This is a genomic window from Aestuariirhabdus haliotis, assembly GCF_023509475.1.
Lineage (GTDB): Bacteria > Pseudomonadota > Gammaproteobacteria > Pseudomonadales > Aestuariirhabdaceae > Aestuariirhabdus > Aestuariirhabdus haliotis.
The window spans coordinates 1-13025 of record NZ_JAKSDZ010000068.1 but is presented as its reverse complement, the minus strand read 5'-3'; the positions used below and the strand labels follow the sequence as shown (position 1 = coordinate 13025).

Below are 13025 nucleotides of genomic sequence, written 5' to 3'. Positions count from 1 at the left end.
TTTTTGAAAGGTCTGGACCTTACTGCAAAGACGTGCCGCGATTCTGGATTCGCCTGAAAGCCAGAGTTCATCTGAATTAATCAGAGGTGCCTTAAATATTGAGTAAACCAAAACCCAATATTGAGCGTATAGAGAAATATAGAAGGTACAACGATATATTGGGGTGTTGATGTTTTCACTGTTTAAAAAAGACCCGTCTCGAAAACTGCAAAAAATGTATGAGTCGACGCTTGAAAAAGCTATGTTTGCGCAAAGAAATGGGGATATTAAAGCCTATTCCAGCTTAAGCGTAGATGCCGCAAAATTAGCAGAGCAGATACAGCAAATAAAAGACGAAAAGAAGATCTGATCCGGCTTAAGCTGTTTATTCTATTGAAGCCAGTGTCCTCATATTAACGGGTTTACTATACGCAGGTGCGATCTGTTGAAAATATTGATTGTCGGCGGCTCGGGTGGAATAGGCTCTGCTCTTGTAAGGCTGTTTTTAGCGTCCAGTTCTGATGTCGTCGTTTATGCGACCTATCGAACCCAGCAGCCTATGTTTGAAGGCCGTCGGGTTGAAAATCATCGGGTTCAATGGTTTAAGCTGGATGCAACCTCGGAGCAAGATATCTGCTCTCTCGCCCGCAGTATATCGAATTTGGATGTGTTGATTAATGCTGTAGGAACTCTGCATCTACCCGACCAAAAACCCGAAAAAACAGTCAATCAGTTCAATGCTGACTTTTTTAATCACAATATTAATACGAATGTTCTGCCTACGATTTTTCTTGCGAAGTATTTTTCCAAACACCTTAAATCCAGGAGACACACATACTTTGTCTCAATCTCGGCCCGGATTGGCAGCATAGAAGATAACAGGGTTGGAGGCTGGATTAGTTATCGATGTTCTAAAGCTGCACTGAATATGGCAATCAAGACCATCAGTATTGAGTGGAAGCATAAGTTACCTGGTTGTTGTGTTTTTGCGTTTCATCCAGGCACAACCGATACCCGACTTTCCCAACCATTCCAGAAAAATGTGCCGCCTGAGCAGTTATTTACTCCGGATTATGTAGCGCAAAAAATACTCAGCTTGTTGAATGCCAAAGGGCCGAAAGATACGGGCAAGTTCTTCAGTTATGCGGGTGAAGAGATAGCCTGGTAGGGACGTATTTGCCATAACCTTCTAAGCTTTATCTAATGGTATGGCTTCAGCTTCGGAATATATTCTTCGCCAATAGTATGCTCCAGGGCGATAGGGAAGTGCGTGATTAACGTTAACCAGCGGGCTACTTCATTACGTAAGCTTCGATCCTTACGCCCTAAATTTCTTTTGTCCCCTTTGAATTGATCCAGACACTTTTGATAGTTCTTGTGTTCTTTGATGATGGCCTTGTCAGAGGTCCACCCTCCATTATTGATGTATGCTTGAGTGGTGGGCGACAGGTCGTGTAAGCAGTTTTTCTGTTGCTGCTCAATATGCATTACCTGAAGACGAACCCCTTTGTACTCCTCAATCAGCGCGGTTAATGTGATGTCATAGCGCTCTTGATACACCCTGATGTCTGCCAATTGGCGACAAGCGTTTTCTTTCAAGTTTTCAACCAGAGCCGGGAAATCTTTACCCTCGCTCCGAAATTGGGCGACGCGATTCTGGACGCTACGAAAGGAGCGTTGATCTTCAATTAACTCCAGAATCAGTGCGGGGATATGCCGGTCGACGTTTGAATAGCCATGGCGTTTGCCGTTGCAGTGGCAGCTGGCCCCCTCTTCATAGGTGCAGGACGGAACAAAATATTCAACATCGCCAATGGTTAACCAGTCCGGTGACAAACCGATATTGGTAGCCTGCTCAACCGTTGACCAGGGTACGCTTGCTACAATCGCCGAATTATCTTCTTTTTTGCTGTATCCAGAACATTTTCGGGGAGCCGATACATAGGTGTCGGTGGCTAGACAAAAATAGAGTTCGGTATTGAAGTCGTTCTGGACCTGGGTTGCTGTAGCCAAGGTTGGCATAAGAAACAGCAGGGCGCAGAGTGTCGAATGTATGAAGGTGTTCAACGGCATGGATTCACTGGCTCGCAGGTTGTTCAGGTGGTGGCAGGGCAATTGTCTTGGGCGTTGACAGAAAACGTTTGAGTGCCGACACAGTCGCTACAGGGTCTTCTTCCTGGGGCACATGCCCGAGATCTTCGAAGAGGACTAACGTACTGCCAGAGATGTCCTGATGGAAGCGGTCAGCATTGTCGGGGGGAATAAGACGATCCAGCTTACCCCATAGTATCAAGGTGGGTTGTTTGAGTTCGGGAACCCGGTCCGCCAGTTGACCCGGTTGTGTTTGCCGAAAGCGTTCAACCAGGGCTTTACGGTTACCGCTGCGCGTCATCAGATCAAAGTAGCGGTCAACCAGCTCAGAAGTGACCAGTGTCGGGTTACCGTACACATTTTCGAGGCTGCTTTTCACCATAGAGCGGGGCATTACATCCTCCATAAGCGTGTTCAAAATGGGGGTGTTGGCAATTCTGAATCCGATGGGAATGGATTCGGCTTTAAAGGGATAGCCGCTGGCATCGACCAATACCAGTTGCTCGACCCGTTCGGGATAAAACAGCGCCGTGGCCCAGGCCACGTATCCCCCCAGAGAGTTACCTGCCAATACGGAGCGTTCGATATTCAGCTGATCCAGCACGGCGATGACTGTCTGAGCGTAGCGCTCGATGGTATAGACATTGTCGGGAGAAGGGCCAGTGAGGCCAAACCCTGGCATATCGAAACGAATGACTCGGCGTTGCTCGTTGAGCTCTTTGCTCCAACCATTCCAGGTGTGCAGTGACGAGCTGGTGCCATGCAGCAACAGGATGGGGGTGGGGTCATTCCGAGGACCTTCGTCTCGCAGATGAATTTTCAGGCCGTTTATTTCGACAAACTGTGAGGGGGGTTGAGCCCAGCGTGCTGTTAATGCTTCAACCGGGCGATCTGGTACTCGATTAATCACAATAAAGATCGCACTGGCGATGATCAGGAGTAGCGACAAGCTGCCCAGCAGAGTTATAGCTCTTTTCATTCTAACCTCTAGTAGAGTGCGTGTGTGAAGGCTTTGATCCAACTTGACGCTTTGCTTTCTACTTTATCAAAGGTTCCGGATTGGATAAATCAATGTTGCTTCAGTTATCTGGAATGATAAACCATTATGAGTATTTTTCTTTTACGGCTGTGGGGGGGTACGAGTGCTGATTTTTTGATTTTCTAGGGCCGTCTAATATGTTCGGCGTCGTTTGATGGAAGAGGAGAGCGTCAGGGGCAGGGAGGGCGCAGAGACTCAGCTGGATCCGTCGGTCGGTGTCTGATTCATGCGTTTGTAATCGGGTAGGTAAACATTGTTCAAAAGAAAAATATCAAGCACTGAATTTGCAAGCAGAAGTAGTGCGGTACTCGTTTGTAATAAAGCGAATGGGGGCTGGAAGGAGAGCAGTGCCGTGAGGATAATAGCAAAAGACAGGTTGTTATAAATCCATATTTTCCTGGCTTTGCCGAAGTTCATTTCTGTTCTTATGTTTTCATCAACAATGCCTTCAGTTTTTATTTGAAAAGTAGAGCAGATCATGCGCGAGTATATGGCGTTGAATATCAGAAGCAGAGTTATTGAAATGGTAAAGTCCCTGTAACTCGCTATGTTTGAAGCCACAAATACAATAAGAAAATATTGCACCACTCGTCCGGTAGCGTCGAAGAAAAACTGGGATCTATCCAGTTTCGCCAAATAGTCTAAAAACAGTTGCTTATCCTGACTATTGTTTAGCGACTTGGGAACCGAGTCATAGTAATAATCCAGAATGCGGCTGTCTGCAACGTAAAACCGGTAGACGACGGTTAAAACAACCAGGAAGAAAAGGTAAGGGCCTATCTGCTCATCTAGAGATGGGAAGACGTTGGCTGATTTGTGATGTTCTAGAATTTTCTTGATGGCGGTGAAAACAGAGAAGCCTGCGAGTATGGCCCACATCCATTTTTGTGAATCATGGATGTTTTTAAGCTGGCTTTCGAAGAATACTTCTCTATTCATTGCTTTTCTCTCAATGGTGACTGTTAACCGGGGGGAGGGGCAGTCGTATATCTGAAGGAAAAATGCAGAGATTTCCGTTTTCCCACAAAGCATGGGGGAGTGTTTTTGCGCGCCCTTTTGATCTGCCTGCAAGTGTAGTACAGGTGCGCTTTAGCGGCGCCTGAAGCAAGACCTGGCAAATACTCCGGCATTTCATAAACTGAACAGAATCGTATTCCGCATAATGGAATGGTATAGTGAGTCACGGTTCTTTGGTTTAATGGTATTACCAATTTTATATCTTTTTTAAATCAAAGAGTTAGTTGTGTTTTTGATTGTCTTTATGTTGTTTTGGTTAACCGATTTCTGTGGCCTTTCACCATACAGAAGTTGAACGCTGGATCGGTATTGAACGGTTACTTCAAAGGGCATAGTGTCAAGCCAGCAGGCTGCTATCGACAAGGCAGACCACACAGGAGAGTAGAGATGCTGGTTATTCATCGTTTGGATCTACGGGAAGCTGGGTTGTTAATGGATGGCGCGCGCGAGCGTTCGCGGAAAATCGGAGTGCCCATGTGTATTGCGATAACGGATGAGTCGGGCACCTTGTTGGCCTTTGAACGTATGGATGGCGGCAAGGTCAGCAGCGCAACGATCGCCCAGGATAAAGCCTATACGGCGGCCGCGGCACGAAAGGCCACGCATGAGTACAATCGGGTTTGTGTGCCGGGCAATCTTGCCTTTGGTATCCATACCGAAATGGGCGGACGATTGTCTGTGGTTGGTGGTGGTTTGCCCGTGATTATGAATGGGCAAGTGGTCGGCGCGATAGGCATTAGCTCGGGCACCCCACAACAGGATATGGAATGTGCCCAGGCGGGTATCGATTATCTAATGCGCGAGCAGGTTACCGCCTAGAACTTCATCAACAAAGCGCTTCACATCCGAGGAATGGCATGAACGAGAAACCACTGATCAGTAAACCGGCACTGGCGGAACGCTTTCGCGAGTTAATCGATCCCGCGTTCGTGATCGAAGATGCAGAAACCCAAAAGCCCTACGAGTGTGATGGTCTGTCAGTTTATACCGAAATGCCGTTGTTGGTGGTGTTGCCGGAAACAGTATCGCAGGTCCAGGAGGTGATGAGAATTTGTCACCATTACAGGGTTCCGGTAATTGCCCGTGGTGCGGGCACCGGGCTCTGTGCCGGTGCGATGCCGAGCCCGGATGCCGTTGTGCTGTCGTTGGCGCGTTTCAATCGTATTCTGGATATCGATCTGCCGACACGCACGGCGCGTGTGCAACCGGGGGTGCGAAATCTGGCAATTTCAGAAGCGGCGGCTGAGTTGGGGCTCTATTATGGCCCGGATCCATCTTCCCAAATTGCCTGCACGATTGGCGGCAACGTGGCGGAAAACTCCGGTGGTGTGCATTGCCTGAAATATGGCCTGACAGTGCATAATATTTGCGAGCTGGAACTGATTACGGTGGAAGGCGAGCGTGTGGTGATTGGCTCGCAAGGGCTCGATAGTGCCGGTTACGATTTGATGGCCCTGTTGACCGGTTCGGAAGGGTTGCTGGGCGTCGTGACCGAAGTTCGAGTTCGCCTGTTGCCCACCCCGGAGGTTGCCCAGGTGGTGATGGTGGCGTTCGATTCCGTGCAAAAAGCGGGTGACGCAGTAGGAGGTATTATTGCTGCAGGAATTATCCCGGCCGGCCTGGAGATGATGGACAGCTATGCCATCCAGGCCGCAGAAGCGTTTGCGCAAGCTGGATATCCGGTCGAAGCCGAGGCGCTACTGTTGTGTGAAGTGGATGGCACCCATGAAGAGGTGGAGGAGCATCTGGAGCGGGTTGAATCCCTGTTTGTCGAGCTGGGGGCAATTGCCACTCGGGTCTCTCATAACGAAGAGGAGCGAGCGCTGTTATGGAAAGGGCGCAAGTCCGCGTTTCCGGCGGTGGGTCGCCTGTCTCCCGATTATTACTGTATGGATGGCACCATTCCGCGCGGTCAACTGACTCATGTGTTAACCGAAATGCAAAAGCTTTCTGATCATTATGGCTTACGGGTCGCCAATGTTTTTCATGCCGGCGATGGTAATCTTCATCCGCTCATTTTGTTCGATGCCAATGTGCCTGGTGAACTGGAGAAGACCGAAGAGTTTGGCGCCCGGATTCTCGAACTCTGTGTCGAGGTTGGCGGTTGTATTACCGGAGAGCACGGCGTCGGTGTTGAAAAAATCCGGCAGATGCACAGCCAGTTTAATGACCAGGAGTTGAGTGTTTTTCATGGTATCAAGCACGCTTTTGACCCGCGCGGTAGCTTGAATCCCGGTAAAGGTATACCGGTATTAAAACGCTGTCAGGAGTACCGATCTCTGGATCATGTTTCTGAACCCGGATCTGCAGAAGGAGCTCACTAATGGCCGATCAATTAGCACTTCTTGTAGACCAGGTACGCCAGGCTCATGACCGGCGCAAGCCGTTAGCCATCGTCGGTAATGGCTCCAAGTCGTTTATGGGGCGTGCTCAGGAAGGTGAACCCTTATCGGTCGCGGGCCATACCGGCATAGTCGATTACCAGCCGGTTGAATTGGTGCTCACCGCGCGTGCCGGAACCCGAATTGCCGAACTCAATGCGGCACTGGATGAGCAGGGGCAACGCCTGAGCTTCGAGCCTCCCTTGTTTGGTGGCGAGGCAACAATTGGCGGCACTCTGGCGACTAACCAGTCGGGCCCTGGCCGTCCCTGGTTGGGTTCGGTGCGTGATATGGTGCTCGGAGTCAGGCTGATCAATGGTGAAGCCGAGGTGCTGCGTTTTGGCGGGCAGGTGATGAAAAACGTCGCCGGTTATGATCTTTCACGCTTCCAGGCAGGCGCCATGGGAACCCTTGGCGTTATGACCGACATCAGTTTGAAAGTGCTACCCAAGCCGGCTTGTACGCGTACGTTGCGCTTGCCTTGTACTGCGCATGAAGCGATCACTCTGATGAACCGCCTTGCAGCAACCCCCAAACCCCTGACAGCGGCTTGTTGGGTCGGTGGCATGTTGTACCTGAGGTTGGAAGGTGCCGAAAGCGCCGTTGATGGGACATTGACTCAGTGGATGCAGCAATGGTCGGTCAAACTGTGGCAGGAGAGCGAGAGTTTTTGGCAGGAACTGCGTGAGCAGCAACATACTTTTTTCGCAGGGGATAAGCCCCTGTGGCGTTTCTCGATCAATTCTGCTGCGCCTTTACTGGATAAGGACTCACAATTGATCGACTGGGGCGGTGCGCAACGCTGGTTGCGTACCGACCAGGCGTCAGGTGTCGATGTTTCTGAATTGCAACACTGGGCGGAGACGCAGGGGGGATCGGTATCCCTGTATCGAGGCGGTGACCGGCAGGGTGAGGTCAATCCGGTGTTGGCTGAACCCGTTCGGCGCTTGCACCGGCGCATCAAGAATGCGGTGGATCCCCAGGGGTTGTTTAATCCTGGACGTCTCTATAGCTGGCTGTGAGTGAGCGGACTGAAACGATGAAAACCAATATTATTGAAGAGTACCGCGAAACCGCCGACGGGCAGGAAGCCGAAGGCATTTTGCGCAGTTGTGTGCACTGTGGTTTTTGTACCGCGACGTGCCCGACCTATCAGGAGTTGTGCGATGAAAGGGATGGCCCAAGAGGGCGCATCTACCTGATCAAGCAGTTGTTGGAAGGTGGAGAGGTGACAGAAAAGACTCGCACCCATCTGGATCGCTGCCTGACCTGCCGCAGTTGCGAAACCACCTGTCCGTCAGGTGTTCAGTACGGCCGATTGGTTGATATTGGTCGTGGTATTCTTGAGCAGAAATTGCCCCGTAGTGCTTCTCAGCGTGCGCTGCGTTGGTCGATTCGAAAATTGGTGCCTTACCGTCAGCGCTTTGGAACGCTATTGAAGCTTGGGCAGCTCGCCAGGCCCATAATGCCCGCTGCCGTCAAAGCCAAGATACCGCCGGCACAAAAAGCGTCCCCCTGGCCTTCTACCAGTCATCCCCGACGAATGCTGGCCTTGCAAGGTTGCGCACAACCTTCGGCAACACCCAATACCCTGGCCGCCACAGCGCGAGTGCTTGATCGTCTTGGTATTACCCTGGTCACAGTGTCGGAAGCCGGTTGCTGCGGTGCCGTCAGTTATCACCTGGCAGCGCATCAGGAAGGTTTGCAGGCCATGCGACGGAATATCGATGCCTGGTGGCCGGCGGTAGAGGCAGGCGCCGAAGCCATAGTGATGACGGCCAGTGGTTGTGGCGCTATGGTAGAGGAGTACGGACACTTGCTGCGCAATGATCCGCACTATGCGGACAAGGCAGCTCGTATCAGTGAGTTGTGTCGTGACATCAGTCAGGTGTTAGCCGCGGAAGATTTGACCGCCATCAGGCCTGAAGGCCATGACCAGCGTATCGCTTTCCATTGTCCCTGTACCCTGCAACATGCATTGAAGCAAACCAGCACCGTCCAGGAAATACTCGGGCGCGCAGGTTTTGAGTTGACCCGAACCCGAGATAACCATCTTTGTTGTGGTTCGGCGGGCACCTATTCGATCTTGCAACCCGAGATGAGCCAGTCTCTGTTGAAGAATAAAATCGAGGCGTTAACGATGGATAATCCGGACCGCATCGTGACGGCCAATGTGGGGTGCCAGTTGCACTTGCAAACCCGCGCTAGCCAGCCAGTATCCCACTGGATTGAACTGCTCGACCAACCACAGCAAGCAATGGGCCAAGAGGGAGCACAATGACGTCTGCCAACAAGTCCCCTGCGGCAGCCAGGGTTGGTCAGGTTCAGTCGCTTTCCCGGGCCTTTCAATTGTTAATGCGGCTCTCGGAAGGAGAGCTCGGGTTTACCCTGTCTGAGTTGGCCAACCAGGAACAGTTGCCACCATCGACGGTTCATCGACTGTTGAACAGTATGCGTGAATTGGGTTTTGCTGAGTTGGATGAAAGCAAGGGCTTGTGGAGCGTTGGCATCAATGCGTTTCGCTGTGGTAATGCCTATCTTAAAAAGCGAGACTTTATCACTCAGGCTCGCAGTGTTATGAAAAGGTTGGTAGCGGCCACGGGAGAAACCTCAAACCTGGGTGTGTTACAACAAGGTCAGGTGGTGTTTGTCGGGCAGGTTGAATGCTCTGCCATGATGCGCATGGCGGTTCCTGTCGGTAACAGCGGCCCTATCCATGCCAGCGGTGTTGGCAAGGCTTTGCTGTCGGCCTTACCCATGAAGGAGGCGCTGGCACTGCTGGCCGAGCAGGGCATGCCCGAGCTGACGGCTCAGACACTTCGCAATACCGAGCAATTCAGTGATGAATTACGTGCCATACGGCTGCGGGGCTATGCCATTGACAACCAGGAGCAGGCCGAAGGTCTGATCTGCATTGCAGCCAATATCTACGATGAGTTTGGTATGGCATTGGCAGCGGTTTCGATATCGGGACCCACCGTCAGGGTGCAGCCCAGCCGGCAGGAAGCCGTTGGCGCACAGGTTGTTGCGGCCGCCGATGAAATTACTGACCTGATTGGCGGATGCAGACCCGAAGGCCAATAATCTGCTAAGATTCGCGCCGGATTACAATATTAGGGTAACTCTGAATGAATCGGAGTTGACCTAACGGTTTTACATTAAGGGCGCGTTAGTCGCCTCAGCGGAGCGGATCACAATGAGCGAACTCGTTAAATATCAACTCGATGGCAAGGTTGCCACCGTCACTCTTGATAATGGCAAGGTTAATGCTATCTCCCCGGAGCTGATTGAGCAGCTCAACAAGGTGCTGGATGTCGTAGAGTCTGAAGGTGCTACTCTGGTGCTGACGGGGTCTGTGGGCATTCTCTCGGGCGGTTATGATCTGCGTGTTATGGGCAGTGGTATTGATGCCGCCGTAGGGCTGGTGACAGCGGGTTCTACCCTGTCACGCCGGTTATTATCTTTCCCGACTCCGGTTGTGGTGGCTTGTGGTGGCCATGCGATTGCCAAGGGGGCATTTTTGATGCTGTCAGGGGATTTGCGTATCGCCGCCGAAGGTGAGTTCAAGATTGGCTTGAATGAGGTGGCCATTGGCATGACCATGCACCATGCCGGCATTACTCTGGCTCGTGGGCGTTTGACCCCGGCGGCCTTTGAACGCTCCGTCATGCTGGCGGAAATGGTCAACCCCCAACAGGCGATGGAAGCCGGTTTTGCCGATCGTCTGGTACCTGCGGACCAGGTTCTGGCTACGGCTCAGAAAGCCGCCGAAACTCTCAGTCAGCTCAATATGAAGGCGCATCATCAGACCAAATTGAAAGCTCGTGCGGGCTTGCTGGCAGAGCTTGATCGTGCGATTGAGTTGGATCGCAAGCACCTGATCTAAACGCTATTGTGCCCTGGAACTGCCTTCGGAAACGCCTTCCGGAGGCAGTTCCAGCGGCAGCTTCATATCAAAATGCATACCTTTACCGGGCAGACTGAAAACGTGGATGCTGCCCTGCAGGGATTCGGTCACCAGGTTATAGACCAGGTTCATGCCCAGCCCGGTATTACCGCGAGCACGCTTGGTGGTAAAAAAGGGTTCAAAAATATGGTGCAGTTTGGCCTCTATCATACCGCAGCCATTGTCTCGATAGTTGAGTTCCAGTTGGTCCAGCTGCTTGCGGCATTTAATCGTAATAACCGGCTTATCCTGCTTGGCGAAAGCGTGCTGCAGTGAGTTGATAATCAGGTTACTGATGACCTGGTAAAGAGCACCCGCATTGGTTGTCATGGTCAGCTTGGGGTCGCAGTCAATATTGATTTCGGGTGTCGTTCTTTTTAGCAATGGCCGTAGTGTAATCAGCATCTCTTCCAGGTATTTCAGTAGTTTGATAGGGCGAATCTTGTCACTGCTTTGATCAACGGACACCTGTTTGAAACTGTCGGTTAATTCGGCAGCCCGGCTGAGATTTTTCAGTAAAATATCGGTACCCTCGACGGCGGTTTTCAAGTAGCGATCTAACTGGCTTTTGGTCAGGTTTTGTTGCTCCAGACTCGAAGCCAATGCCTGGGTTTGTTGTCGTAAATGAGAGGCGGCGGTGACGCCAATTCCCACCGGCGTATTGAGTTCATGGGCGATCCCCGCCACCATGCCACCCAGGGCAGAGAGTTTTTCAGCACTCAACAATTGCTGCTGGGCCAGTTTCAGGTGAGTAAAGTCAGTTCCGGTTCCCTGGTAACCGGCGAAGCTGCCATCGGGGTGATAGAATGGAGCGCCACTGACTTTGATGCAAAAGGGCTCTCCATTGGGCTTGACGCCACTGTATTCAAACTCCTTGAAAGAGCGTTGAGCAATAATATCCTGCTGATGAGCAAGCCAGTCAGGATTCTCAGAATAGCCTTTGGTAAGCCCGGCGAACTCTTGTCGTGTCTTGCCCAGAATATCCTCAGGCTGATACCCCATGACCTCATAAAAGCGCGATGACAGGTAGGTAAAACGCAAGTTTTCATCAACCTCCCAGATCCAGTCCGATGTCGATTCGGTGATGTTTCTAAAACGCTCGATACTGCGCTGCAGTTCTTTTTCCAACTGGATCTGATCGGTCACATCTCGACCCGCACCGCGATAACCCAGAAAGTTTCCCTGGCTGTCGAACATGGCCTTACCGCTGGCACGGTAGTAGAGAACATCATCCCCTCTTCTCAGAGCGTACTCGAATTCATGGAAATCTTTATGTGCCTGCATGGTTTCCCTGTGTGCTCGCCAGGCCTCCCAATCGGCATCAATCAGTAAAGGCGCGAAGAAATCCCAGCGGGTTTTACCCAAAATATCATCCCGGCCGATGTTCATTTTCTTCAAGATGTGTTCGGAAACGTAGGTGAATCTGAGTTCGGCGTCGGTTTCCCAAATGGCGTCCAGCATAAAGTCGGCGATATCCAGCATGCGTTCGCGGTTAATGCGCAGGCTATCTTCGGCCTTGTCGCGTTGCATATGGGCGCTGTGTAAATTGGCGCTTTGAATGGTATAGGCGCGCCTTAATCGTTGCTGATCGCGCCAAACGCTCCGCTTTTCCTGGAGCATGACCTCAACACAGCTGCGTACTATAGCGCCATAATTACGTGCTTGCTCCATTGGGGCGGCGATACCCACGCAAAGTACGGGTTTGCCATCCAGGTAGACAGGATATTCACAGCCTTCCAGCATGATGTCGGATTGTGCCGCCTGCTCTGCGCTGACTTCGAGAATTGAAAAGCCTTTGTTGAGAAGCTGTGCGGCCCCCTCATGAATTTTCCCAACCCGGCCTTCGATGGAAGAGGCTACGATTTTCCCTCCTTTGGCCATAATAGCGATATCAAAAGGGGTTTCGTCGGCGAACTTGCGGCATATCGCGTTCAGCGTAGCAACATCGATGCTGAAATCATGGAGCAGAGGAATGGATGCTTTTTCGCCCAAGATGCCGCCAGGTGAGGGAGTTGGATCATGATCCATGGTTACCGATCCGCTCAGGCTTTGTGGCTGCCGTCGCACAAAGGTGGGGTTTGGCTCTGCTTGCAGGCGCAAAAGAAGACTTTTTTATCTTCCAGTGCGAGATAAGCCAGGGGGCTGATTCCGGACCCTTTATGGGATCCATCGCAAAAGGGTTGACTGGCGCTTTTACCACAGGCACACCAGAAGTAGCGCTTTCCTTCGGTGACGTCTACTGCAATGGGTGCATCTCCAGCGCGAATAGAATCCGACATAATTGCCTCCATACGAATGGTTGGGCAGGGCCCGGGTGCTTATCTACATCAATAGTAGTTCAAACCAGCGCGCCTCCGATTAATTCGCCCTTATCTTTTGCTATCAGAAGTGTACGCCTGCCAGGTGCGAGGGTGTTTAGGGCACCTCTGATTAATTCAGATGAACTCTGGCTTTGAGGCGAATCCAGAATCGCGGCTCGTCTTTGCAGTAAGGTCCAGACCTTTCAAAAAGGCGTAACAAAGAGTCTGGGTTCGCCTGAAAGCCCCGTAGGGCGGTCCTAAAATGGTTTCTC

Annotated in this window: 13 protein-coding genes; 8 read left to right on the top strand and 5 right to left on the bottom strand. The window is 51.4% G+C overall.

Annotated elements, in window-relative coordinates:
• The first annotated feature begins 169 nt into the window (after nucleotides 1-169).
• Together MIB40_RS18665 and MIB40_RS18660 are read left to right on the top strand one after the other, a co-directional pair.
• A complete protein-coding gene (locus MIB40_RS18665; protein WP_249697018.1) occupies nucleotides 170-349 on the top strand; it encodes a DUF6435 family protein in 180 nt (59 codons plus the stop codon).
• A gap of 75 nt (nucleotides 350-424) precedes the next feature.
• The gene (locus MIB40_RS18660) at nucleotides 425-1147 is read left to right on the top strand and encodes an SDR family NAD(P)-dependent oxidoreductase (RefSeq protein WP_249697017.1); all 723 of its coding nucleotides are present in this window, start codon (nucleotides 425-427) and stop codon (nucleotides 1145-1147) included.
• 32 nt (nucleotides 1148-1179) lie between these two features.
• Here MIB40_RS18660 and MIB40_RS18655 read toward each other — a convergent pair whose 3' ends face one another.
• From MIB40_RS18655 to MIB40_RS18645, 3 genes are all read right to left on the bottom strand, one after another.
• Nucleotides 1180-2052, bottom strand: coding sequence for a hypothetical protein (locus MIB40_RS18655; protein WP_249697016.1), 873 nt, complete (start codon nucleotides 2050-2052; stop codon nucleotides 1180-1182).
• Between the two features lie 4 nt (nucleotides 2053-2056).
• Complete coding sequence (locus MIB40_RS18650; protein ID WP_249697015.1) at nucleotides 2057-3049, bottom strand: alpha/beta fold hydrolase; 993 nt, start codon at nucleotides 3047-3049, stop codon at nucleotides 2057-2059.
• 255 nt (nucleotides 3050-3304) lie between these two features.
• Nucleotides 3305-4180, bottom strand: coding sequence for a hypothetical protein (locus MIB40_RS18645; RefSeq protein WP_249697014.1), 876 nt, complete (start codon nucleotides 4178-4180; stop codon nucleotides 3305-3307).
• A 333-nt stretch (nucleotides 4181-4513) separates the two neighbouring features.
• On the opposite strand from MIB40_RS18645, the gene MIB40_RS18640 reads away from it, so the two are divergent.
• From MIB40_RS18640 to MIB40_RS18615, 6 genes are all read left to right on the top strand, one after another.
• On the top strand, nucleotides 4514-4945 hold the full coding sequence (locus MIB40_RS18640) for a GlcG/HbpS family heme-binding protein (RefSeq protein ID WP_249697013.1): 432 nt from the start codon (nucleotides 4514-4516) through the stop codon (nucleotides 4943-4945).
• A 38-nt stretch (nucleotides 4946-4983) separates the two neighbouring features.
• Nucleotides 4984-6450, top strand: a complete 1467-nt coding sequence (locus MIB40_RS18635) for an FAD-linked oxidase C-terminal domain-containing protein (protein WP_249697012.1) — start codon at nucleotides 4984-4986, stop codon at nucleotides 6448-6450.
• Entirely contained in the window at nucleotides 6450-7529 is a 1080-nt protein-coding gene (gene glcE, locus MIB40_RS18630; RefSeq protein ID WP_249697011.1) for a glycolate oxidase subunit GlcE, read from the top strand. Before MIB40_RS18635 ends, glcE begins: the two co-directional genes overlap by 1 nt.
• A 17-nt stretch (nucleotides 7530-7546) precedes the next feature.
• The gene (glcF, locus tag MIB40_RS18625) at nucleotides 7547-8788 is read left to right on the top strand and encodes a glycolate oxidase subunit GlcF (RefSeq protein WP_249697010.1); all 1242 of its coding nucleotides are present in this window, start codon (nucleotides 7547-7549) and stop codon (nucleotides 8786-8788) included.
• On the top strand, nucleotides 8785-9591 hold the full coding sequence (locus tag MIB40_RS18620; protein ID WP_249697009.1) for an IclR family transcriptional regulator: 807 nt from the start codon (nucleotides 8785-8787) through the stop codon (nucleotides 9589-9591). Before glcF ends, MIB40_RS18620 begins: the two co-directional genes overlap by 4 nt.
• A 112-nt stretch (nucleotides 9592-9703) precedes the next feature.
• Entirely contained in the window at nucleotides 9704-10393 is a 690-nt protein-coding gene (locus MIB40_RS18615) for a crotonase/enoyl-CoA hydratase family protein (protein WP_249697008.1), read from the top strand.
• A 3-nt stretch (nucleotides 10394-10396) separates the two neighbouring features.
• On the opposite strand, the gene MIB40_RS18610 is transcribed toward MIB40_RS18615, so the two are convergent.
• Nucleotides 10397-12481, bottom strand: coding sequence for a PAS domain S-box protein (locus MIB40_RS18610; protein ID WP_249697007.1), 2085 nt, complete (start codon nucleotides 12479-12481; stop codon nucleotides 10397-10399).
• A 14-nt stretch (nucleotides 12482-12495) separates the two neighbouring features.
• Complete coding sequence (locus tag MIB40_RS18605) at nucleotides 12496-12732, bottom strand: CDGSH iron-sulfur domain-containing protein (protein ID WP_249697006.1); 237 nt, start codon at nucleotides 12730-12732, stop codon at nucleotides 12496-12498.
• Nucleotides 12733-13025 lie beyond the last annotated feature (293 nt).